At 71.1% G+C, this 24,498-nt stretch carries 15 protein-coding genes and 1 pseudogene; 12 read left to right on the forward strand and 4 right to left on the reverse strand.

The genetic code is table 11. The features are described from left to right. Positions 1–91: 91 nt before the first annotated feature. Entirely contained in the window at positions 92–820 is a 729-nt protein-coding gene (locus O5O46_RS19740; RefSeq protein ID WP_269856820.1) for a TetR/AcrR family transcriptional regulator, read from the reverse strand. A gap of 89 nt (positions 821–909) precedes the next feature. Here O5O46_RS19740 and O5O46_RS19745 point away from each other — a divergent pair, with 89 nt between their 5' ends. From O5O46_RS19745 to O5O46_RS19790, 10 genes and pseudogenes are all read left to right on the forward strand, one after another. Then, the gene (locus O5O46_RS19745; RefSeq protein WP_269856821.1) at positions 910–1,770 is read left to right on the forward strand and encodes an SDR family oxidoreductase; all 861 of its coding nucleotides are present in this window, start codon (positions 910–912) and stop codon (positions 1,768–1,770) included. 150 nt (positions 1,771–1,920) lie between these two features. After that, positions 1,921–2,136: pseudogene (locus tag O5O46_RS19750) on the forward strand (leucine zipper domain-containing protein); the annotation flags it as partial. Positions 2,137–2,258: 122 nt separating this feature from the next. Next, complete coding sequence (locus O5O46_RS19755) at positions 2,259–2,588, forward strand: hypothetical protein (protein ID WP_269856823.1); 330 nt, start codon at positions 2,259–2,261, stop codon at positions 2,586–2,588. Positions 2,589–2,865: 277 nt separating this feature from the next. Then, positions 2,866–4,419, forward strand: a complete 1,554-nt coding sequence (locus O5O46_RS19760) for a carboxylesterase/lipase family protein (RefSeq protein ID WP_269856824.1) — start codon at positions 2,866–2,868, stop codon at positions 4,417–4,419. Positions 4,420–4,592: 173 nt separating this feature from the next. Continuing rightward, positions 4,593–5,531, forward strand: coding sequence for a LysR family transcriptional regulator (locus O5O46_RS19765; protein ID WP_269856825.1), 939 nt, complete (start codon positions 4,593–4,595; stop codon positions 5,529–5,531). Positions 5,532–5,744: 213 nt separating this feature from the next. Then, positions 5,745–7,019, forward strand: a complete 1,275-nt coding sequence (locus O5O46_RS19770; protein WP_443072578.1) for a CaiB/BaiF CoA transferase family protein — start codon at positions 5,745–5,747, stop codon at positions 7,017–7,019. Beyond that, positions 7,016–7,840 carry a crotonase/enoyl-CoA hydratase family protein gene (locus tag O5O46_RS19775; protein WP_269856827.1) on the forward strand — a complete coding sequence of 275 codons (825 nt, stop codon included), beginning with the start codon at positions 7,016–7,018 and terminating at the stop codon, positions 7,838–7,840. The genes O5O46_RS19770 and O5O46_RS19775 overlap by 4 nt, the downstream gene beginning before the upstream one ends. After that, a complete protein-coding gene (locus O5O46_RS19780; RefSeq protein ID WP_269856828.1) occupies positions 7,837–8,610 on the forward strand; it encodes an acetoacetate decarboxylase in 774 nt (257 codons plus the stop codon). The genes O5O46_RS19775 and O5O46_RS19780 overlap by 4 nt, the downstream gene beginning before the upstream one ends. Next, entirely contained in the window at positions 8,607–9,578 is a 972-nt protein-coding gene (locus O5O46_RS19785; protein ID WP_269856829.1) for a 3-hydroxyacyl-CoA dehydrogenase NAD-binding domain-containing protein, read from the forward strand. Before O5O46_RS19780 ends, O5O46_RS19785 begins: the two co-directional genes overlap by 4 nt. Positions 9,579–9,638: 60 nt before the next feature. Further along, the gene (locus O5O46_RS19790; RefSeq protein WP_269856830.1) at positions 9,639–10,823 is read left to right on the forward strand and encodes an acyl-CoA dehydrogenase family protein; all 1,185 of its coding nucleotides are present in this window, start codon (positions 9,639–9,641) and stop codon (positions 10,821–10,823) included. A 21-nt stretch (positions 10,824–10,844) separates the two neighbouring features. On the opposite strand, the gene O5O46_RS19795 is transcribed toward O5O46_RS19790, so the two are convergent. Next, positions 10,845–13,901 (reverse strand): SpoIIE family protein phosphatase, encoded by a 3,057-nt coding sequence (locus O5O46_RS19795; protein WP_269856934.1) that lies wholly within the window; start codon positions 13,899–13,901, stop codon positions 10,845–10,847. Between the two features lie 293 nt (positions 13,902–14,194). After that, positions 14,195–16,435 carry a family 2 encapsulin nanocompartment cargo protein terpene cyclase gene (locus O5O46_RS19800; RefSeq protein WP_269856831.1) on the reverse strand — a complete coding sequence of 747 codons (2,241 nt, stop codon included), beginning with the start codon at positions 16,433–16,435 and terminating at the stop codon, positions 14,195–14,197. Between the two features lie 380 nt (positions 16,436–16,815). Here O5O46_RS19800 and O5O46_RS19805 point away from each other — a divergent pair, with 380 nt between their 5' ends. Together O5O46_RS19805 and O5O46_RS19810 are read left to right on the forward strand one after the other, a co-directional pair. Continuing rightward, positions 16,816–18,822 (forward strand): polyprenyl synthetase family protein, encoded by a 2,007-nt coding sequence (locus O5O46_RS19805; RefSeq protein WP_269856832.1) that lies wholly within the window; start codon positions 16,816–16,818, stop codon positions 18,820–18,822. Between the two features lie 93 nt (positions 18,823–18,915). Continuing rightward, a complete protein-coding gene (locus tag O5O46_RS19810; RefSeq protein ID WP_269856833.1) occupies positions 18,916–19,851 on the forward strand; it encodes a helix-turn-helix domain-containing protein in 936 nt (311 codons plus the stop codon). Positions 19,852–19,899: 48 nt separating this feature from the next. Here the strand turns inward: O5O46_RS19810 and O5O46_RS19815 are convergent, their stop codons facing one another. After that, complete coding sequence (locus O5O46_RS19815; RefSeq protein WP_269856834.1) at positions 19,900–24,495, reverse strand: cation-translocating P-type ATPase; 4,596 nt, start codon at positions 24,493–24,495, stop codon at positions 19,900–19,902. Positions 24,496–24,498 lie beyond the last annotated feature (3 nt).

Genomic DNA, 24,498 nt, shown 5'->3' on the forward strand with positions numbered 1-24,498 from the left:
TGGTCGCCGACTGTCTTGTCTCGTGGACGCCGCTTCATCGCACAACCTCTCCTCGGGAGGTTCAACCTCCGAGAGGGCGCCTGACGCGCGATCAGGCGTGCGGCGCGCCACCGTCCGCCGCCAGGCGCGTGAGCCACTCACGCAGCAGGCGCTGCTCGGCGTCGCTCAGGACATCGGCGTCGTCGGGGAGGGCGGCGCGCAGCGCGCGGGCCGCCGCGGCGGGACCGGACTCCGCGGCGGGAACCGTCGGTTCGGCGCGGGTGACGGCCGCGACCATGGACTCGCGCAGGACGGTCAACAGCGCCGGATTGCGGCGGTCTGCGGGGGTGGAGTGCCAGGTGGTGACGGCGCCCTGGCCGGTTGCCTGGATGATCTGGGCGGCCAGTTCCTCGTCGACCCGCAGCCACCCCCCGGCCGCCAGCCGACGTACCCGCCCATGGAGGATCTCCAGGCCCGCGCGGTGTGCTGCGTCCGATTCCCGGCCGATGGCCCGGTTCATCACCGCGAACAACTCGGGGCGCGAGACCCCGAACTCGACCACCATGTCCCAGCCGCGGCGCAGCTCCTCCACCGGGTCCTGCGGGGCGGGGTCGAGCTGCGCGCGCTTTCTCTCCAGGAACTGCGCGTAGCCGTGCTCGGCGACGGCTTCAAGGAGCCCTTCCTTGTCGCCGAAGAGGCGGTAGATCGCTGGCGGCTGCATTCCGGCTGCGGCGGCGACCGCGCGGGTGCTCACCGCGTCAGGGCCGCCGTTCTCCAGCAGCTCGACGGCCGCCTCGACGATGCGGCGCCGAGGGCTGTCGGTTGAGTCGCGCGTAGCCATGAACCAATGATACCGAGAATCTGCTTCCACTGGAATTTCCAGTGATACCATCATCTCGATTCCACCGGAAACAGTGTCGGGAGAACCCAATGATCATCGTTACCGGAGCCACCGGAAAGCTCGGCCGCCGCACCGTCGAGCGTCTCCTGGAACGCGTCCCCGCCGACCGCGTCGGTGTCAGCGTCCGCGACCCCCGCAAGGCCCAGGACCTCGCCGACCGCGGCGTCCGTGTCCGGCAGGGCAGCTTCGACGACCCCGCCTCGCTCGTGCACTCCTTCGAGGGCGCCGAGCAACTGCTCCTCGTCTCCCTCGACCGCACAGGCCCGGAATGCGTCAGCGGCCACCGCGCCGCCATCGACGCCGCCGTGCAGGCCGGCGTCGGCCGCATCCTCTACACCAGCCAGATGGGCGCCGCCCATGACGCCCGCTTCCAGGCATGCCGCGACCACGCCGAGACCGAGGATCTGCTGCGCGCCACCGGCCTGCCCTGGACCGCGCTGCGCAACGGCTTCTACGCCTCCAGCGCCCTGCAGTTCCTTGAGCCCACCCGCCACACCGGCGACATCGCCCTCCCCGCCGACGGCCCTGTCGCCTGGACCGGCCACGACGACCTCGCCGAGGCCACCGCGGTGATCCTCGCCGAGGGGGCTCGCTTCGAGGGACCCACCCCACCGCTCACCGGACCGGTGGCGCTCGACTTCGACACCATCGCCGAGATCGCGTCCCAGACCACCGGACGGCCCTTCACCCGCACCGTCGTCCCCGACGACGTCTTCCGCGAACAGGTCCTGGCGCATGGCGCCCCGGCCCCGATCGCCGACCTGATACTGAGCATCTTCGCCGCGGCGCGGAACGGCGAGTTCACCGCTGTCGACTCGACACTGGCCGAGCTGATCGGGCGGAAGCCCGCCACCTTCCACACCCAGCTGGAGCGTGCCTGGGCCGAATAGATCCAGTGGGGCGCGCAGACGGCACCGTCCTGGCTCGCCGCCCACGAAGGCTCGTCCTCTGTCGCCCGAGGACGTCGATCACCAGATCGGCGGCCTCGGGCACAACCCCAGACTGTGCATCAGATTCCGCACCATCCCAGACGTTTCACCGTGCTCCACCCCCATGCCCGGCTGATCGTCCACGGCAGACGGCTTCTCGCCGACCGGGTCCGCGCTGGCAGGTCCATCGCCCACGTCGCCGAGGAAATGGGCAACTCCCGCATCACAGCCCACAAATGGGTCTGGCGCTGGCGAGCCGAAGGCGATCCGGGGTTGCATGACCGCTCCAGTCGTCAGCGCGCAACCACACATCCACGGGATACCGACCCTTGATCACTAGCCGACTTGCCACTCTATCGAGTGAAAAAGTGCTATTACACACTGAAGATCTTGAAAAAGGCTGATCCTGACGTCCGAGGCTCTACTCGTCAAAGAAGGGTGAGGCTCTTATGAATGCCTTCAGGAGCGCAGGCCGACTCGCCCTGGCCGCCTGCGCCGCGCTCGCGCTGGTGACCGGGGTCTCCGCCGAAGGCCACGCCGCCACCGGCAATTTCACCTACACCGACACTGACGGAGTGCCGCACACCTGGGCCGACCCGCCGAACGGTGAGTGCATCAGCTTCGGCCTGCCCGCGGTCAGCGCGGACAACGAAACGAACGCCACGGCGACCGTCTACGAGAACACCGACTGCAGCGGCGCCGTCCTGGACCGAGTTCCACCGAAGTCAGACAGGATCTGGGGGAGGTACCCCAACGCAGTGCGATTCAATTTCCTCTGATGCCCGAAGCGGGCAGGCCGTATCTGCACGCTGCTCGGCATCGGATCGTCCCGCGCCCTGACGGTCGCCGTCTCACCACACGCGCCTCCCACTCGGCGGTTGCCTGTCCGGGCGGCTTCCAGTCAAGGAACAACTCCTTCTGGTCACCGCGGCCTGTGCCAAAGTCCTGCCGGATAGCGTCGGGGTTGCATGGGGGCTCGTCGTCCCCGTGAGGCGATCCGCTCGGCAGGGCGCCAAGGCGCGGGTCGCGTCGCCCGCATCCGGCCCTGGGAGCCGCATGTCCGAGACCATCACCATCGTCGAGACCGCCTACGGCCCGGTGTCCGGCATCGTCGAAAGCGGGATCGCCCGCTTCCTCGGCATCCCGTACGCCGCCGCGCCGCAGGGCGTCCAGCGGTTCGCGGCACCTGAGCCGCCCGCGCGGTGGACCGGTGTGCGGGCGGCTCACGAGTTCGGCGCCACCGCGCCGCAGTTGCCTGTGCGGGGCAAGCTGGGCGAACTCATCCGCAACCCTGTGGTCGAGGGCGACGAGCACCTGAACCTGAACGTGTGGACCCCCACCCCCGGTGGGACACGATCCCTGCCGGTTCTGGTGTGGATCCACGGCGGTGGCTTCATCACCGGCTCCAGCGCCGTGACCGCCTTCGACGGTGCCACGTTCGCCCGCGACGGCGTGGTGTGCGTGTCCGTCAACTACCGGCTCGGCGTGGAGGGTTTCGCCTACGTCGAGGACGCGCCCGCCCAGGCCAACCGCGGCCTGCTGGACCAGATCGCCGCCCTGGAATGGGTCCGGGACAACATCGAACGGTTCGGCGGGGACCCGGACGACGTCACCGTCGCGGGCGAGTCCGCCGGTGCGATGAGCGTGCTCACGCTGCTCTCCCTGGACCTCGGCCTGTTCCACAAGGCCATCGTGGAAAGCGGCTCCGCCCACATCGTCCAGACCCGCCAGGACGCCGCGCTGGTCACCGCCGAGGTCGCCGAACGCCTGCGCGTCGATTCCACCGCGCACGCCCTGGCCGACGTGCCGGTGCGTGAACTCCTCCTCGCCCAGCAAGCCGTCTGCGACGACGTCGCCACCACGGTCAACGCGCGGCGCTTCGGGGTGTCCACCATCGCCGCCTGCGGTCTGGCCTTCATGCCCGTCATCGACGACACCCTTCTGCACCGCGCGCCGATCGACGCGACGGCAGAGGGCGCCGGGCACGGCATCCCCCTCCTCATGGGCACCGCCACCGAGGAGTTCCGGCTCTTCCTGGCGCCCACCCCGCTGGCTGCCCGGCCCGAGGAGAGGCCCTTCCGCGACAGCCTGCGGGCGTACGGCGTACCGGCCGACTTCTACGACCGCTACGCCGAGACCAACGCCCCGCCGTACGTGCGCGACAGTCCGCTGGACATCGCCTGCGCGGTACTCACCGACCGGGTCTTCCGCATCCCCTCGATCCGAGTCGCCGAAGCCCGCGCCCAAGCCCCCGCCCCCACCCATCTCTTCGAGTTCGGATGGCGCACCGACAGCGCGCCCAACGCCCCCGGTGTCGAGTTCGGTGCCTGCCACAGCCTGCCGCTGCCGTTCGCCTGGGACACCCTCGACAACCCCGACAGCCGGGAGTTCACCGGCCTCAACCCGCCACGGGAACTCGCCGACGCACTGCACAGCCGCTGGGTGGAGTTCGCGCGGGCGGGCGAGCTGAGCGGATGGGCACCGTACGACACCAGCCAACGCCCCGTCATGGTCTTCCACCGGAACGGCCAACCAGGCAACGAGGTCGTGCGGGACCCGCACGGCAACGAGCGCGAACTGTGGAAGGACCACCTCAACCCCCGACAGTGACGTGTCGGTGCGTCAGGCCGGTAGCCGGGGACTAACCACGCGCATTCCCGGCGGCACCGTCTCATCCGCGTCCCCGACAAGCTCACGCGGGTCAACGTGATCGACGGCCAGGGGCGCCGACGGCAGGGTGTTCCTTTCGGGGAGGTTCCCCGGCGCCCGGATAAGGTTTGGCGATGGAGATCTTCCATCTGCGCTACTTCGTGGCAGTCGCCGAGAACCTCAGTTTTTCCCGGGCCGCGCGTCAACTGCACATGGCCACCTCGCCGTTGAGCCAGCGGGTACGGGATCTGGAGCGGGAACTCGACCAGCGGCTGTTCGACCGGGATTCGCACCATGTGGCGCTGACGCGCGCCGGTGCGGCACTGCTGCCGGTGGCGAAGGACATCCTGAGCCGGTTCGACGACATTCCCTGGCAACTGCGCCGAGCCCTGGGGCCCGAGCGGCGGGCGGCATATGTGGGCGTCGTACCGGCCCTGCACCCGAGGCTGCGGGAGCGGCTTGTGCAGCTCGAAGGGCGCTGTGCCGAGGATTTCGACGTCAAGCGCTGGCCCGGGAACAGCGGGAACCTCCTGAGTGCGGTACAGCGCGGTGATCTGGCCATGGCGCTGCTCCATCTGCCCGTGCACGCCGAGGGAATCGAGGTGCTGGAGTTGCTGCGCGAGCCGCTGGGCGCGCTGCTGCCCGCCGCCGAATTCGGTTCGCGAAGCTCGGTGTCGTTGAGCGAACTCAGGGACCACACATATGTGACGTCGGCACCCGGGACGCTCCCGACGTATTTCGACCAGCTCAAGGTGCGCTTGAAAGCCGCGGGAATCCACAAGGAGACCACGCTCAACATCGGGGATTACGCCAGCGTACGCGAGATCGTGGCGAACGGTTCGATATTCGCCATCACATTGCTCGGTTCCGGGAATTCCGGCGGCGGGAGCACGGAAGGCACTTCCAGGGGTTACGGGAATGAAGCGAGTGTAGTGCTGCCGTTCCGGGACTTCTCGCCCGCCCTGCCGACCGGGCTGGTCTGGCGCCGGGACCGGGCCGAGCCGGAAGGCGACCTGCACGGCCTGGTCAGCGAGGCCAAGGAGGTGTTCTCCCCTCCAGTAGATCCGTCCTGACCAGGGTGAACCCCGCGACCGTGCAAGGACGGAAAAACGGCGTGACCGCTGCGGTCACGCCGTTTTTCGCGTATTGGTGTCACTGATCGCTTGGGTCTCTCCACCGCACCGGACTAGCGTTTTCCTTAGAGCCGGGAATGCCCCCGAAGAGGGTGGCGCTTTTCCCCTTCCTGTCCCGTTTCCCGTACTGGAGTGGTGATGGAATCCGCTGAAATGGCCGAGGTAGAACCGGCATGCTCCGCCGATGCGGGCAGGCCGGCCGAAGCGGACGAGCGGGGCGGCCCGCTGGCCGGAGTGCGCGTCATCGACATGGCCACGGTGGTGATGGGGCCGTACGCGGCGCAGATCCTCGGCGACCTCGGTGCCGACGTCATCAAGATCGAGTCACCGAACGACACCGTGCGGGTCGGCGCGCTGCACCGTACGCCCGGCATGACGCCGCTGAACCTCAACGTCAACCGCAACAAGCGCAGCGTGACGCTCAACCTCAAGGACGACGCTGAGCGCGCCAAGGCGCTGGAGTTGATCGGCACCGCGGACATCCTGATCACCAACATGCGAATCGGCGCCCTGCGCCGCCTCGGCATGGACTACGACAGCCTCGCCGCGGCCAACCCCCAGCTGGTCTACGCCCACGCCCAGGGGTTCCGCCCGGACTCCGACCGGGCCCAACTGGCGGCGTACGACGAGACGGTGCAGGCCGCCTCCGGGCTGCTGGACCTGGCGCAGCGCGCGGGTGACGTGGGCGCACCGGTCGTGCTGCCCAGCATCTTCGCCGACAAGGTCGCCGCGCTGACGATCGTGTACGCGGCGCTGGCCGCGCTCGTCCACCAGCGCGCGACCGGCCAGGGGCAGCACGTCGAGGTGCCGATGGTGGACACCCTGCTGGCGTTCAACCTGGTCGAGCATCTGCAGGGCCGGACCTTCGAGCCTCCGATGGGCCCGACCGGCTTCCCGCCGTCCATGAACAAGGGGCACCGGGCCCGCCCGACCAAGGACGGCCTGGCGATGGTCATTCCGTACAGCCCGAAGAACTTCCGCGATCTGTTCGCCGCGGCGGGACGCCCCGATCTGGCCGAAGACCCGCGCGTCAACGGCGAGTTCATCGACTCCGCGCGCGACGGCGAGGCGCTGTCCGAGCTGCTGGAGACGGTGACGCCAGAGCTGACCTCGGCGCAGTGGACGGAGGTGTGCACCAAGCACAGCATTCCCGTCGGTCCAGTGCTGCGGCTCGAAGAGGCCACCGAGGACCCGTACGTGCGGGGAGGCCATCTGCTGGATGTCGCCGAACACCCCAGTGAGGGCGCCTACCGGGTGATCGGCATACCGCTGGCCTTCTCCGCCACCCCGGCGTCGGTGCGTCGGCACGCGCCGCTGGCCGGCCAGCACACCGAGGAAGTGCTCGGCGAACTCGCCGGTACGCGAGGCACCAACCCCCGTAAGACGAAGGCCAATCAGACCGCTGAGTTCGATGAGGAGAACCGATGAGCGGCAGCATTCCCACGCCCACGACCCGCACACCCGAAACCCCCGCGACCACGCCAGCGGCCCCCGTCGTCGGAACACGCGACGTCGGCGGTGTCCTCGTCATCACGATCAACCGGCCGCGGGCCCGCAACGCCGTCAACGCCGAGGTCGCCCAGGGCATCGCCGCCGCCGTCGACCGCCTGGAGTCCGACCCCGGCCTGCGGGTGGGCGTTCTCACCGGCGCGGACGGCACCTTCAGCGCGGGTATGGACCTCAAGGCCGCTGCCCGCGGCGAACAGGTGAACATCCCCGGCAAGGGCTTCGCCGGGCTCGCCGAGGCCCGTACGGCCAAGCCGCTGATCGCGGCCGTCGAGGGATACGCCCTGGGCGGAGGCTTCGAACTGGCCCTGGCCTGCGACCTGGTGGTGGCCGCCGAGGGGGCCCGCTTCGCTCTCCCGGAGGTCAAGCGCGGGCTGATCGCCGGTGGCGGCGGAGTGGTACGGCTCCCCAGGCGCATCCCCTACCACCTGGCGATGGAGCTGCTGCTGACCGGCCGCACGGTCACCGCCGAACGCGCCCGCGAACTCGGCCTCGTGAACCGCCTCACCCCCGACGGCGAGGCGCTGTCCGCCGCCCTGGAACTCGCCGAGGAGATCGCGGCCAACGCGCCGCTGGCTCTGGCCGCGGTGAAGAGGACCGTCCAACTCGCCGACGGCGTACCGGAGTCGGAGGCGTTCACCGAGCAGGCCGCCGAGGTCGGCGCGCTGCTGCGCTCGGCCGACTTCACCGAAGGGGTACGCGCCTTCAGTGAGAAGCGCGCGCCTGAGTGGAGCGGGCGATGAAGCACGCACCCGCACCTCGACTGGGCCGGGCACATCTTGTGCGTGCCCTCAACACCCCCCTCACGGCGCCCGCGTACGCCCCCGCCACAGCCCGTTTCACCGACCGCGAGTACCTCAACATCGTCTATCGCACCGACCCCGACGCACTGCGAGCAGTGGTGCCCGAGCCGCTGCGCGTCGACGAGCCGCTGGTGCGGTTCGAGGTGATGAAGATGGCGGACGTCACGGCATACGGCCCGTATGTCGAGGCCGGACAGGCGATCCCGGTGCTTTACGGGGACGAGCGCGGCGAGTATCTGCACGCGATGTACCTGGACAGTTTCGCCGCCACCGCCGCTGGCCGCGAGGTGAGCGCCTATCCGAAGGCGATGGGCGCACCCGCCCTGTACGCCGAGCACGCCGCGCTGGTCGGGACGCTGGACTACGGGAGCGTGCGGGTCGCCACCGCGACGATGGGCTACAAGCACCATCCGCTCGACCCGGGGCTCGCCCGCGAGCAGATCGCGGTACCCACCTACATGCTCAAGATCGTTCCCGGCTACGACGGCACTCCACGGGTCTGCGAGCTCGTCCGCACCCAGATCACCGATCTCGTGGTCAAGGAGGCCCACACCGGGCCCGCGCGGCTGCAGTTGTTCGAGCACGTACTGGCGCCGCTGGCGGATCTGCCGGTGCGCGAGATCGTCTCGGCCAGCCACATCGTCACGGATCTCACGCTGGACAGGGCCGTTCCCGTCCACGACTACCTGACCGAGGAGGATCCCTCGTGACACCCCGTGCCCTGACACCCCGACCGCCCACGGCCCCGACGTCGGTCGCCGTCGTCGGCGCCGGCACCATCGGCCTGGCATGGGCCGCGCTGTTCGCCGCCCACGGAATCGAGGTGGCCGTCACCGACCCGCGCGACGACCTGGACCAGGCCGTCGACGAGGCGATGCCGATGCTCGCCGCCGGACTGCCCGGCAGCGAAGCAGCGGTCCTGCGCGACCGCATCCGCACCACCCACGACCTGGCCGAGGCCGTGGACGACGCACGGCTCGTGCAGGAAAACGGCCCGGAGAACCTTCAGTTCAAACAGCGGCTGTTCGCCGACATCGCCCGCCATGCCCCGGCCGACGCGGTACTGGCCACCTCCAGCTCCGGCATCGTAGCCTCCCTGATCGCCGCGCAGCTGCCGGACGAGGTCGCCGCGCGACTGCTGGTCGCGCACCCCTTCAATCCCCCGCACATCGTCCCGCTCGTGGAGATCGTTCCGGGCGAGCGCACCGCGGAGGAGGTCATCGAGACGGCCATCGCCTTCTACCAGGCGCTGGGCAGGACGCCGGTACGGCTGCACAAGGAGGTCCCCGGGTTCGCGGCCAACCGGTTGCAGGGCGCGGTGCTCCAGGAGGCGATCCATCTCGTCCTCAGCGGTGTGGTCGAGGCCAGGGAGCTCGACACGGTGATGAAGGCGTCGCTGGGCGGCCGATATGCCGCCATCGGTCCCTTCGAGAGCTTTCACCTCGGCGGCGGCCCCGGCGGCATCCGGCACATGATGCGGCACCTGGGTCCCGGCCTCGCCGAGAGCTGGCAGAGCCTCGGCCATCCGGTGCTGGACGCCGATGGCATCGCCACGCTGGTCGCCCAGACCGAGGCCGCGTACGGGAAGGGCCCTGAGGCGTACCAGAAGCGCGCCATGCTCCGCGACCGCAAACAGCTCGCCTTGAACGCCGCGCTGCGCCGGGCCGAACAGGCCTGAGCCCCCTCCCCCGCGTTCAGGGCACAAGAACCTTCGATACCCAGCCCACAGGAGTCAGCCATGCCCAAGCCGGCCAACCCCACGCCCGATTTCTTCGGCTACGCCGAACTGCTCAGCGATGCCGAGCGGGCCGAACTGGCCACCATCCGCGACTACTTGGAAAACGAGGTCAAGCCACTGGCCAACGCCGCCTGGGACCGGGCGGAGTTCCCCTTCGCGGTGATCGAGAAGATGGCCAAGCTCCAACTGGCCGGATACTCCTACCCCGAATACGGCGACGGCCGCCACCGCAGCGAACTGTTCTCGGGCTTCCTCAGCCTCGAACTCAATCGCGTCGACCCGTCGTTGGGGGTGTTCTCCGGAGTCCACACCGGCCTGGCCATGGGCAGCATCCATGGAGGCGGCAGCCAGGAGCAGCGCGACCGCTGGCTGCCGGACATGGCCGCGATGAGGAAGATCGGCGCCTTCGCCCTGACCGAGCCCGAGGGCGGCTCCGACGTCGCGGGCGGAATGCGCACCACCGCCCGGCGCGAGGGCGACACATGGATCCTCAACGGCGCCAAGCGGTGGATCGGCAACGGCACCTTCGCGGATCTCGTCGTGGTCTGGGCGCGCGATACGGCCGATGACAACGTCAAGGGTTTCGTGGTGGAGAAGGGCACTCCCGGGTTCACCACCACGAAGATCGAAGGCAAGATCGCGCTGCGGACCGTGCAGAACGCCGACATCGCCCTCAACGAGGTGCGTGTCCCCGATGCCAACCGCCTGCAGCGGGTCGACAGCTTCCGCGACACCGCCGCCATCCTGGCGCGCACGCGGGGCGGGGTCGCCTGGCAGGCGCTGGCGGTCGCGGTACGCGCCTACGAGCTCGCCCGTGAATACGCCGTCACCCGGGTGCAGTTCGGCAAGCCCATCGGCGCCTTCCAGCTGATCCAGGACCTGCTGGTGAAGATGCTCGGCAACGTCACCGCCATGTTCGGCATGGTGGTCCGCCTCCACCAGTTGTCGGCCGCGGGCCGCGGCAGCGCCGAACAGGCCGCTCTGGCCAAGGCGTTCACCACCACCCGGATGCGCGAGTGCGTCGCCTGGGCCCGCGAACTCTTCGGCGGAAACGGCATCGTGCTCGAATACGAGATCGCCAAGTTCTTCGCGGACGCCGAGGCCGTCTACTCCTTCGAGGGCACGCGTGAGATGAACACCCTCATCGTCGGCAAGTCCATCACCGGCCACAGCGCCTTCGCGTGACGAGCGCTCCCCGCTGGCGGGTCAGGCGCCGGTGCCGGGTGGGATTTCCAGTTCGAACCAGACCACCTTGCCGTGGCGGGTCATGCGGCTGCCCCAGCGGTGGGCGAGCTCGTTGACAAGCCGCATGCCGCGACCGCTCTCCAGGTCCTCCTCGACGGGGCGCAGCAACGGGATCTGGCGGCTGGTGTCGGCGACCTCCACGGTGAGTGTGCGGTCCCGGAACAGGCGCAACTGCCGTGGTGGGCCGGCGTGCCGCAGGGCGTTGGTGACCAGCTCGCTGACCAGCAGTTCGGTGATCTCGGCGAGTGAGCAGAGCCCCCAGGACGCAAGGGTGCCGCGGGTGAACCGGCGCGCCTCGCCCGCGAGGGCCACGTCCTCGGCGAGCGGCAGCGTGGCGATCTTGTCCTCGGGGACCGGAAGCACCCGCGCCATGATCACCGCGATGTCGTCCTCGGATCCTTCGGGCACCAGCGCGGTGAGCACCGCGTCACAGCTCTCCTCCAGATCGCGGCCCCGGTCGGCGAGGGTGCGGCACAGCAGCTCCAGGCCCTCGTCGATGTCCTGGCCACGCCGTTCGATCAGGCCGTCGGTGTAGAGCGACAGGATGCCGCCCTCCGGCATGGTGATCTCCACGCTCTCGAAGTCCACTCCCCCGACACCCAGCGGAACACCGGCGGGCAGGTCGACCGGCCGGCTGCCGCCGCCGGGGGCCACCACGACGGGCGGCAGGTGTCCGGCGCACGCCAGGGTGCAGCTGCGGTCGACCGGGTCGTAGACGGCGCACACGCAGGTGGCGAACTGGCCGTCGCCGACCCCGGAGGCCGTCTCGTCCAGCCGGGTCAGCACCTGGTCGGGCTGCATCTCCAGGGTGGCCAACGTACGGGCCACGGTGCGTAGTTGGCCCATCGTGGCGGCGGCCCGGATGCCGTGGCCCATCACATCCCCCACCACCAGCGCGACGCGCCCGCAGGACAGCGGGACCACGTCGAACCAGTCGCCGCCGACCTCGCTGCCCACGCTGCTCGGCAGATAGCGGTGGGCGATCTCCATGCCCAGCGTGTGCCGGGTCTCCTGGGGCAGCAGGCTGCGTTGCAGGGTGAGCGCCGTCTCCCGCTCGCGCCGGTACAGCCGGGCGTTGTCGATGGACACCGCGGCGCGGGCGACCAGTTCCTCGGCCAGCGCCGTGTCGGCGGGCGTGAACGGCTCGGGATGGCGGGTACGGACGAACTCCACGCCGCCGAGCACCGCGCCACGGGCGAGCACCGGCACCATCAGATAGGAGTGGACGCCCGCGGCAAGGCCGGGCGCCACCCGGTCCTGCGAGCTGACGATGGCGGACAGGCTCTCCTCGTCCACCTCCGGCACCAGCACCGAGCGTCTCCTGCGCAGCGCCTTCGCGTAGAGCTTGCGGGACTCGAAACGGGAGACCTCACCCACCGCGTCGGCGACGTTGGTCATCCCCGAGTCACCCGACTCGCCGACCGCGACCGCGCGCAGCACCAACTCCTTGTCACCGCGCAGCTTGTCGGGTTCCTCACCGCTCAGCACGGGCTCCAGCAGGTCGACGGTGACGAAGTCGGCGAACCGTGGGACGACCACCTCGACCAGTTCCTCCGCGGTGCGCTGGAGGTCCAGTGTGGTGCCGATGCGGCTGCTGGCCTCGTTGATCAGGGCGAGTTGCGCCCGAGCGGCGTTGGCCTCGCGCAACGCAGCCTGACGCTCCATCAGGTTCTCGTGTTCCCGCAGATAGAGCCGGGCGTTGTCGATCGAGGCCGCCGCCCGCGAGATCAACTCGTCGCCGAACGTGCTGTCCTGGGCGTCGAACGGCTCACGGTCGACGCTGCGGCCGTAGACCACGATGCCGAGCACCGTCGACCGGGCGACCAGCGGCGCCACCCGAACCGGCTGGGCCCTGCGGGCCAGATAGCCGCTCACCCGGTCGGCCCGTACGTCGGTGAGCGGCGGCAGCTCGGCGCCGGGGACGATCACGGTACGCCGCCCGGTCATCGCCTGTTCGTACGGTGAGCCGGACGGTATGCGGTACACGCCCTCGGTCGGCAGGTCGGCGGCGGGGAACTCGGTGCTGGCGGAGGCGAGAGCCAGCCGCCGCACGTAGACCGACTGCGCACCGCCCACCGGTTCCGGGTCCATCCCGCCCACCAGCCGGTCAAGTACATGCACCGCACATACATCTGCGAGCTGCGGGACCATCGCCTCGGACAGTTCCCGGGCCGCCCGGCGCAGGTCCAGGGTGGCGCCGATCCGGGCGCCCGCCTCGGCCAGCAGGGAGAGCCGCTGCTGGGCCTGCTCCGCCTGGGCCTCGGCGTGGAACCGCTCGGTGACGTCGATGATTGAGGAGCAGACGCCGAGCACCTGGCCGGACGGCGCCTCCAGACGGAAGTACGAGGCCGACCAGGCCCGGTCGTGCTCCGGATCACCCGGTGTACGGCCGTGCGACCGGGCGTCGACCACCGGCTCGCCGGTGGCCAGCACCCGCCGCATCACCTCTTCGATCTCCTTGGCGTTGATGCCCGGCAGCACCTCGCTGAGCGTTCCGCCGATGTGCTGCTCGGACGACAGGCCGTTCATCCGGGCCAGCGCGTCGTTGATCCGCATGAACCGCAGGTCGGTGTCGTAGACGGCCAGGCCGATCGGGGACTGGCTGAAGAAGCCGTCCAGGATGGCCAGGTTCTGCTCGACCGTGCGCAGCGCGGCGACCTCGGACGCGGTGGCGAGCACGAACCGCCGTCCCTCCGGGCCGACGATCGGGTAGGTATGGAACTCCAGCTCGACGTTGCTGCCGTCACGGTGCCTGACCGGAAAGGTCCCGGACCAGCCGCGCCCGGAGGTGATGCTGTCGAACATCGACAGCACCTGCGGCCACTGCTCCTCGTTCACCAGCAGCCGGGCGGCGAACTGGCCCACCGCCTCGCTCGCCGGGTAGCCGACGAGCTTCTCGGCGTCCTCGCTCCAGTGCAGGATCCGCCCGTCCGAGTCGAGCAACGCGGTCGCCAGGGGAAGCAGCCGATGCCCCTCCAGCCGCGCCCCTGCCGCGTTCTGCGACTCGTACCGGTGCATTGCCAAGAAACCGCCAGTCCCGCGCTCACCTGCCCACCGCCGCACCTCCAGGGTGCTACGCCGCCCGCCGGACGGCGAGCGCAACGCCGCCCCGGCCGTCCGTCCGAGTCCCTGACCAGCGCTGACGCGGGTTCTGGCCACCTGCACAGGGGCGGCACCTCGCCGTGGCGGGCGCGGGAACTCCAGGCACGGCAGGACGCGATCTTCGCCTCCGTGCCGGTACCCCCAGGGGGCGGGAGCTGGCCTCCCCCGCGCCGCGCAGGTCGGCGGGTGCGTTCGGCTGAGGTGCCGCGTCAGCGTGCCGTTCGGGTGGCTTCGGTGAAGGCGATGCGCGCGGCCGAGGTCCCCAGACCGGTGGGGGCCCCGAAGCGGGACGCGGCGCCCACCTTGTAGCGCAGTTCGGATTCCTTGTACCGGTTGCCGTCCCGGTGCCAGGTGAGGATTCCGGCCATCCAGTCCTGAAGCTCCCGGACATAGTCGTCCAGAGCCTGGCGGGCGGTCTTCCCGAGCCGGAAGTCGTCGCACAGCACGGGGAGTTCGTGCGCGGCGACGTGCTGGAACTGGCGCATCCGGGAGTTCATCAGGTCCTGGATGATGCCGAGTCCGGTGGGATAGTCGCAGTTGAAGAAGTTCTGGACGACGAGTACGCCGTTGTGCACCTCGCCCTCGAACTCGATCTCCTTCTGGTACGAGTAGACGTCGTTGACCAGGCAGGCGTAGTCGGTGGCGGAGTTCTCCAGCGAACGCATCGGCCCGCTCCGGTAGATCTCCGGTGGCACTTCCTTTCCGTGTGCCAACCGGCTCAGGCTCATGGTGAGTTCAGAACCGAAGGTCCACCGGCGCATTTCGATGTAGTCCACCGGGTCGGGAATGCGGTTCTGCGCCTGGTTGGTGAGTTCCCACAGCCAACTGGAGATCATGCCCTCGACGGCGGTACGGAACCTGCGCCTCGCGTCGGCGGACAGCGGGCGTACCGTGCGCGACCACAGATCGGACAGGGCCCGCTCCAGCGGGCTCGTCGGGGCGGGGGCGGTGTCGGGGTCGATCGGCATGTGGGCCGACAGCCGTTCGTTGCAGATCTTGGCGGCGGCCAGGTTGCGGGCCCGGCCGAAGACCGCCGGGTAGTAGTCGTCCGCGTAGGTGCCCCACGCCAACCACTGTGACGACAGGTCGAGTTCATCGGGTGACGCCTGCCGATGGATGCCCGCCGCGCACAGCGGGAAGTCGAAGGCGATGAGTTTGTGCTCGTCCCAGATGTGCGAGCCGGGAACACCGGGCTGCGGCTTGAGCAGCCCCATTCGGTGCGCCCATTCCACCACGTTCCGGCGTGCCGACTGCAGATGCGGACTGAGGGTGGTGCCGAACGGCATGTAGAGGTCGGGAATTCGGGACGGCCCGACCTTCTGGAACGGCACATGGGTGAAGCCGCGGGCCCTTTGGGCCTCGGCCCCTGCCGAAGCCAGCCTGATATCCGCCGCCGAAGTTCCCAGTCCACTGGGAAGGAACGCGGACCAGCGGGCGGAAGGGGCGGTCTGCCCGCCGCCGTTCATATAGCGGCTGGAGCGCATGTGCCATTCATGGCCGCCCGACTGCCAGTCCTGAAGTCCCTTGACATAAGCCAGGACACCGGCGCAGGACTGCGGGTCGATTCCCTTCTCCGCGAAGAGCGGGGGAAGTTCCGTCAGGGTCGTGGACTCGAACTGCTGCAACCGGGAGGTGAGCAGGTCGTTGACGGCGTCCGCGGCCTGCTGGGTGGTGCAGTTCAGGAACTTCTCCAGTACCAGGACACCGTTGCTCAGTTCGCCTTCCTCCTCGGTCTCCCGCTGGTAGGAGAACAGGTCGTTGCGCAGGTGCACTCCGTCGGAGAAGGTCTCCTTCAGCACCCGCATCGGCCGGGATTCGGCGATCACCGCGGGCACCTCGGCACCCACCGCGTGTTCCACAAGACCTGCGGACCATGGCGCTCCGCCGACCTTGCGGCGCATCTCGATGTACTCGACGGGATTGGGCACGCGGCCCGCGTTGATGTTGGACAGCTCCCACAGCGACTCGTTCAGCAGGTTCTCGGTGCTCTCGGCGAACCGGGCCCGCCAGTCCATGGACATCGTCGGCACGGTGCGGCGCCACAGGTCGATCAGGCCCGCCTCAACGGGGTTCGTGGGCACCGGTGTCGCCGCGGTCAGGTCCATCGGCATGAAGGCCGGGAGGCGGTCGAGGTACCTCTTGCCGCCCTCCCGGTCCCCCGACCGCTTGAAGACCTCCAGGAAGTGGTCGTCGAAGAAGAAGACCCACACGTACCAGTCGGTCACCAGCGAGAGTTCCGGGCCGTCGCAGTCGGGGTGGGTGTACGAGCACAACAGGGCGTAGTCATGGGAGTCGAGGTCGCGTTCCTCCCAGATACCTGAGCCCTCCAGCATCCCCATGTCACGGGCCCACTTCTTGGAGTGCGCACGGGCCTCCTCCAGTTGGGGATTCAGCCGCGCCGGATAGGGCATGTAGAAGTCGGGCAGTTCAAAAGGCTGGGACTGGGTCACTTCGGCGCCCTCTCTGGAATTCCATGGCCAAGGAAACGGATATGGGCGGCCGGGGGTAAACCACCCACCGGGCCGGTTGGATTCGCGGAAAAACAGCCGGAAACAAGCGGCCGGGGACGGCGCTTCGAGGCATGCAGAGTTCGACGGCGTCTGCGTCGACCGCCCCTCCCCATGCCGTGCCACTCGGTCGCAACAGCACTACCCGTAGTGGCACTCAGCTATCCAGCCCCACAAACAATCATATAAACATAGGCATATTGTGCTGTGAAATGCCGCGGGCCCGACGAGCGCCCGCGGCCGCCCGGACGTCGTTACCGGTAACGGCTCGGCATGACGGCGAGCCCGGGTCCAACAACCTTGCGCCGTAGAGGAGTTCGCCTGTGACACAGTCCGCCGACGCCCGTAGCCTTCCGCACCTGGACGCCGATCTGCGCCGCGTCCGCGAGGTCATCGGCCCGGTGCGCATCCCGGGGCGCCCCGATCTGGCGGGGCTGGTCGGCGAACGGTCCGAGTCCACGCGCCGCTGGGTGCGGCCCACCCTGGCCCTGCTCTCGTACTACGCGCTCAGCGGGCCCGACCGCCCGGCCGACGAGCGGGTGATCAGGTGCGCCGCGGCCGTGGAACTGATCCACGTCGGCTCGCTCTACCACGACGACGTGATCGACCAGGCCAAGCAGCGCCGGGGCGAGCCGAGCCACAACGCCCTGTGGGGCAGCGGACTGGCCGTGCTCGGCGGCGACTTCGTGCTGCTGCACGCCCTGGGGCTGCTGGCGGAACATGACTCCCGCGTGACGCTCGCGGGCGTCCTGGCCGGCGAGGAGATGTGCGCGGGCATGGTGGCCGAGGCCGCCGACCGCTATCTGCGCTCCCGAAGCGAAGGCTCGTACTGGCGGGCCATCGGCGGAAAGACCGCCGCACTGCTGTCACTGTCGTGCCGACTGGGAGCCATGCTGGCCGGACAGGGCGCCGAACAGGAGGAGGCGCTGGCGCGCTTCGGTCATCGCCTGGGGCTGGCGTACCAACTGCGCGACGACATCCTGGACTTGACCGCGGCGTCCGGCCAACTCGGCAAGCCCGTCAACAACGATCTGGTCGAGGGCGTCTACACCCTCCCCGTGCTGTGGGCGCTGACCCGCGAGCCGCGGCTGGCACCGCTGCTGCGCCGCGGCATCACCCGCCACGAGGCGGCCCGGGCACGCGACCTCGTGCTGGCCTGCGGCGCCGTCGCAGACGCCCAGGCGCGGGCGGACGAGCTGCTGCGGGAGTCCCTCGACCTGCTCGGTACGGTGCCGGACCGCTTCTCGGTCCGAGCGGCCCTCGCCGACTACGCACGGGCGGTGCTGGCGCCGCCCGCCCCGAGCGGCGACGTCCCACCACCGCGTACGCCCGTGCACACACCCCCACCACGCGTCAACGCGCACCAGGGGCGGGCCCGAAAGCATGTGACCGGATGGCTGCGGGACACCGGACTCGCCGTCACCCCGGAGGAACTCGACCATCACCGCTGGGCGGACGTGGTCGACGGCTGCGCACGGTGGTTCCCGGACGCCGACGCCGACGTGCTCGAACCGCTCAGCTGCCTGGTGACGTGGGTGGCCGTGCTGGACGACCTCTTCGACGATCCCGCGCTGCGGGAGCCGCAGGACATCGCGGCGCTGCACCGCGGGCTCACCGCGATGCTGCACCAGGACGGCGGGGACGCCGGTGCGCACGGTGCCATCGCCCGCGCCTGGGCGGAGCTGCTGCCGCGGTTGTGCCGGAACCGGTCGACGGCCTGGCGGCAGCGCATGATCGGTCATGTCGAGGAGTGGTTCGCCGCCTGCGCGTGCGAGGCAGAGCACCGGATCAGCGGTTACCTGCCCGGCGTGGCGGACTACCTGTCACTGCGCATGGCGGCCAGTGGCTGGGACTTCGCGGTGGACGTGCTGGACCTGACGTTGGACGAGGAGATTCCGCCATCCGTGCGGGACCACCCCTTCGTCCGCCGCATCGAGCAACTCGCCGCCCTGGCCGGGCTCGCCCAGAACGACCTGGAGACGCTCGACCGGGACGAGGCCGCAGGCAGCCCGTACAACCTGGTGCGGGCGGTGCGCCAGGAAACCGGCTGCTCCCGCGAGGAGGCCGTCGAGACGGTGCGCGAGCAGGCCCGCGAGCACCTCGACCTGCTGCACGCCACCTGCACCTACGCTCCCGCGCTGGTCCGCACCATCAGCGCCGACCCCGCCGAACAGGCCGCCTGCGCACGGCTGGTGGCCAGCGCGACCGACCGGTTGACCCTGATGCTCGACTGGCAGCGCCACAGCGCCCGCTTCCGCGGCGCCGCGGACCCCGCCGCGACCAACCTGGCCCGCCTACGCGCCGAGATCGCGCTCCGCACCGGCCCATGAGGGGCCGCTCGGCGCCACGGCGCGCGCGAGAATCGCGCGCCGGGCGTCGCTAGGCTTGAGTCTCCCCTGACGGGAGGCTCCAAGGTGACGGGCATGGACGACGACGCCCTGTGGACGATCGGGGAACTGGCCCGGATGACCGGCCTGACGGTCAAGACCATCCGGTTCTGGTCCGACGCCGAAGTGGTGCCGCCGACCGACCGCACACCCGCGGGTTACCGGCTCTACGGCCAGGACGCACTGGCCCGGCTCGGTCTCGTCCGTACGCTGCGCGACCTCGGCATCGACCTCGCCACCATCCAGCAGGTGCTGGACCGCGAGATCAGCGTCGCCGAGGTCGCGCGGGCGCACGCCGAGGCCCTGGACGTGCAGATCCGCACCCTGCGGCTGCACCGGGCCGTGCTGCGCACGGTCGCCGGACGCGGGTCCACACCGAAGGAGACGCAACTGATGCACAAGCTCGCCACCCTCTCCGAGCGGGAACGCCGCCGCCTGATCCATGACTTCATCGACAGCGCCTTCGGCGGCCTGGACGTGGACGCCACGTTCCTGGCGATGATGCGGAACGCGATGCCCGACCTGCCGGACGAGCCGACGACCGAGCAACTGACCGCGTGGGTGGAGCTGGCCGAGTTGGTACAGGACGACGGTTTCCGCGCGGCGATGCGCCGGGCCGCCGCCGACCAGGTCCGGGCCCGCGAGGAGGTCGGGCAGCCCGACGAGGACGCCGCCCGCCGGCTCGCCGAACTGATCCGGGAGCGCACCGCCGCGGCGCGGGACGCCGGTGTCGAGCCGGACTCCGCGGCGGCCCGGCCGGTGGCCGACGAGCTGGTCGCCGAGTGCGCGCGGCTGTGCGGCCGGGCGGACGGCCCGGAGTTCCGCGCCTGGCTGCTGGAGCGTATGCGGATCGGCCATGACTCGGGCTACCAGCGGTACTGGGAGCTGGTCGCGGTGATCAACGGCTGGCCGCCCGCGCCCAGCCTGACACCCGCCGTCGAGTGGCTGATCGCCGCGCTGCGGTCCGCCTGACCGGAAGGTCCGTGGCGGCGGTGGGATCCCACCGCCGCCACGGCGCGGTCAGCGGACCACCCGCACCATCGGGCGCAGCCGCGACTCCAGGTCCGCCACCACCCGTTCCGCGGCCGGCAGCACCCGCGGGCCGAGCGCCGCGACACCGATGGCGGTGGTGACGCCCGCCCACGCCACCGGGCCGAGCGGTGTGCAGTCGAAGAAGTGGCTGACCACGGGCGTCTGCACGAGGGCGACCAGTGCCGCGGCCGAGCCGAGCACGGTCAGCAGCACCAGCGGGCTGTGGCGGCGGCCGATGACCGTCTGGGTCAACTGGGCGCCCACCACGCCGCACAACGCCATGGTGCTGGTGCGCCGGGCGCTGCCGGGGGTGAGGGTGCCGATCAGCCATGCCGTACCGGCGCCGAGGCCGGTGATGACACCACGGTGCCGGATCTGCCGGGACAGCGGCTCGCCGAGGGCGGCGATGCCCACCGGTGCGGTCCCGGTGGTGGCGGACCGCGCGTCGAACGAGCCGTCGCCGGTGCCCTGTTCGGGGTCCTGCGGGGTGACCGCGACCGCCATCGCCGGGAACATGTCGGTGAGCAGGTTGACCAGCAGCAGCTGACGGGTGGACAGCGGCGAGGCGCCGGACATCAGGGTGCCGAGCACGGTGAAGCCGACCTCTCCCGCGTTGCCGCCGATCAGGATGCTGATGGCGTCCGCCACGCTGCTCCACAGCGCCCGTCCCTCGGCGATGGCGTCGATGAGCACCGAGAGTTCGTCGGTGGTGATCACCAGGTCGGCGGCGTTGCGGGCGGCGGCCGAGCCGCGTACCGCGAGGCCGATACCGGCGTCGGCGGCCCGGATCGCGGCGGCGTCGTTGGCGCCGTCGCCGACCATCGCAACGACCCGTCCGGCCTCCTTGAGCGCCTCCACCACCTGGAGCTTCTGCTCCGGCGCCACCCGCGCCACCACCCCGCAGTCCCGCAGCCGCTCGGCTCGCCCCGCACGGTCCAGGGCGGCCAGTTCGTCACCGGTGACCACGGTGACGTCCGCTGGCCAGCCCAGTGCGATCGCCACCGCCCGAGCGGTCTGCGGATGGTCGCCGGTGAGCATCACCGGCCGCACCCCGGCCCGCCCGAGCCCGGCAACCAGCGGGGCGGAGCTGGCTCGCGGGGCGTCCGCGAGGGCCACGAAGCCGACCGGTTCCAGTTCCTCAAGCGGCCTGTCCAGTACGTCACTTGCCTCACCGGGGGCCAACCGGCGTCGGGCTACGGCCAGTACGCGCAGTCCCTCGGCCGCCAGCGACTGTGCCTTCGCGGTGACATCCGGGTCGACGCCCACGCAGCACGGCAGCACCACCTCCGGTGCGCCCTTGACCACCAGGACCTCGGCGCCGTCGTCGTCGATCCCCGCGGCGGCGGCATACCCCCGGCTCGCTTCGAACGGCTGCACCTCGACGGGCGTCCAGCCGGGGTCCTCTGGGGCGGCGGCGAGGACGGCCTCGTCGGTGGCGTGCGCGTGGATACCGGTGTCCTCGGCGACGCGCGGGCAGGCCCGTGCCGCGATCCGCAGCACGGGCGCCGCTTCGGGGGCGTCGGCCGGGTGCGCGGCACCGTCGGCGGTGAGCGTGCGGACGACGTGCAGCCGGTTCTCGGTCAGGGTGCCGGTCTTGTCGAAGCAGACGGTGTCCACCCGGCCCAGCGCCTCCAGGGCGCGCGGGGTACGCACCAGGACGCCGTGCCTGCTCAGCCGTCGCGCCGCGGCCATCTGCGCGACCGTCGCCACCAGCGGCAGCCCCTCCGGCACCGCGGCCACAGCGACCGCGAGGCCGCCGCGGACCGCCTCGCGTACCGGTCGGCCGCGGATCAGCGACAGTCCGGTGACCACCGCGCCACCGGCCAGGGTCAAGGGCAGTACCCGGCTGGTCAGTTCGTGCAGACGCGCCTGCACCCCGGCCGCAGGCGGCACATGCGAGGCGAGGTGCTCGGCCCGCCCCGCCTCCGTCTGCTCTCCGGTGCCCACCACCACGGCCCGGCCCTGGCCGGCCACCACGGTGGTGCCCTCGAACACCATGCACCACCGGTCGGCGACCGCCGCCCGCGGGCAGGCGTCCACCTCCTTGCGGGTGGGCAGCGACTCCCCGGTGAGCGAGGACTCGTCCACCTCCAGGTCGTCGGACTCCAGCAGCCGTGCGTCGGCCGGGACCACGTCGCCGGTCCGCAGCTCGATCACCTCGCCGGGGGCCAGCCGCCCTGCCTCGACCACGGTTGTGGCGCCCGCGCCCTGGTCGGCCACCCGGCGGGCGGTGCGCCGCTGGCCTTCGGCGAGCGCGGACAACGCCCGTTCGGCGCGCAGTCGTTGCACCCCGCCGACCAGCGCGTTCACCCCCATCGCGCTGGCCACCAGCAGCGCGTCCACGGTGGACCCGAGCAGGGCCGACGCGGCGGCGCCGACCACAAGCACGGGCGTGAAGGGATCGTCAAGTTCGGACCGTACCGCCCTCGCCAGACGCGCTGTCAGGCGTGCCGGGGCGAACACCGGCAGTCGTCCCACGGCGCCCGCGCGGCGGCGCAGCACCTGGAGCGCGCTCGGCGCGGTGCGCGGCATACTGGCCAACCGGGCCAGTGCCTCCTCGGGTTGCAGTGCGTGCCAGGCCACCCGCGGCCGGGGGTGCGGGGCGGGGCGGGTGCTGACCCGGGCCGCGGCGCGCCAGCCGGAGACCAGGGCGGAGGCGGCGGCCACATTGACCGGGCTGAGCCGGAAACCCAGGCTGAACGGGGTGCGTTGGGCCCGCGAGCCCCGGGTGAGCACGAGCAGCCCGGACAGCGCGGCGCCCGCCTCGGCCAGGACCTTGGAGTGCCGCCCGACGGTCCGCGCGGCGGGTACGGCGGCCAACAGCCGCCACACTCCCTCAAGTCCGTCCAACGCGAGGAGGTCCGCGCCCCACACCACCGCGCTGTCCTCGTCGATGACCGCCACCGCGACATCGCTGCTCAGCAGCCCGGCGAGCACCTCGCGGCCGTCCTCGGCCAACTCCCGTTGGCCGTCGCCGACCTGGCAGGGCACGCGGGCCACCGTGAGCACCACCCGGCCGTCCCGCCGCAGTTCGCCCACCACATCGGCCAACGGCCGGTCCGACGGCACGAGTTCATCGACCAGGGCGGCGAACTCGCCGAGCGAGGCGTCGTCCACCACCACGACCCGCAGTCCGGCCCGGCGAGCCGCGTCCAGCCCGGCCTCGGCCAGCGGGTCCACCTCCCAGCCGACCAGTACCGTACCCACGTCCCTGTCGTGCGCCGACGCCACCATCAGGCCGGTGTCCGACGCCTCCTGGCCGGGCACCGGCCGCAGCCGCAGCCCCAACTCGGCGGTGGGCAGCGCCCATTCGTCGGGCGGCCGCAGCGCCGCGGCGGCGGCGCGCCACAGCCGGTCGTGGTCCCAGTCGTCGGCGCTGGGGTGGACGTCGAGCACGGTACGGCGGTCGCCGCGCAGCGCCTCCGGGTGCAGCACCACGGTGTCCACGACCTCCAGTTGCCGCAGCCGCTCGCCGTCGCGCACCAGCACCCCCTCGCGGGCCAGTGCGCCGCCCAGTACGGCGGTGAAGGCCGCGGGGCCGTAGCGGGCGGCCTTGGGCGACCCGGCGAGCACGGCTTCGGCGGCCTCCCGGGTGTCGCGGGTGAACAGCAGCGTGGCGGCGGCGCCCACCAGGCTGCCGGTGACCGCCTGGTCGGCGTACTCCTCGCCGGGGTAGGGCCGGATCTCCGGCCGCTCCACCTGGCCCGCGAGGCTGAGCCGATCGGGGGCGCAGACGGTGTCATGCACGGCGTCGAAGGCGGCGGCGCGGGCGAACGCCTCGGCCAGCTGGGCGGTGCGCAGTGCCGCGTCCAGCACCAGCGCGGTCGGCGACTGGCCGAAACCGTGGGCGGCCGCGTTGGCGGTGGCCAGCAGCAGGTCCGCCGGAGCGGTGCCCAGTCGGCGGCGCAGTAGGCGGCGCACCCGGGAGTCCTCGCGGAGCAGGGTGACCACGGCGGTGACCATCTGCGGGGAGCGCTGGAGGCCGACGGTGCGGGCGGTGAACGCGGTGGTGATGCCCGCCAGGTCGCAGGCGAGCGCCAGCGCCCCGGTGCGCACGCTGCCGACGTCCCCCGGATGGACACGCTCCAGCACCCGCTCCCCGGGGTGCGCCAGCCCGTGCTGCTCGGCCAGCCGGTACACCTCCTGGGCGACCTTCTCGACGGCCGCGTCCTCGCTGGCCTGCACCACCAGTCGGGCCAGGCCGCCGTCCCAGTAGGCGGTCAGCACATCGGGGTGCTCTGCCAGCGCGACGGCGATCTTCTTCGCCGCGGTCTCCAGGTCCTTCAGGCCGCGCTCCGCCGCCTCAGGCGACGGCCGCAGGGCGATGTGCAGCCGGGATCCGGCGCGCCAGTAGCCGGTGCCCGGCGCCATGGCGTGCCGGGCGACCCGACCGAGGCGTACGGCGGTGTCGGTCAGCGCCGCCGCGCCGCTCGCCGTGGCGTGCGCGCCGGCGCCCGCGACCTCGGCCGCGATCCGGACGGCGGCCCCGGCGGGCGCCGCCACGCGCCGGGTGATCCGGGCCGGAGCGGCCACGGCGAGTTCGAGCCCGATCAGCGGAAGACGGGGCAGAAGTCGCAGAACCATGCC

The sequence above is a fragment of the Streptomyces sp. RPT161 genome (assembly GCF_027533845.1).
In the GTDB taxonomy this organism is placed as follows: Bacteria; Actinomycetota; Actinomycetes; order Streptomycetales; family Streptomycetaceae; genus Streptantibioticus_A; species Streptantibioticus_A silvisoli_A.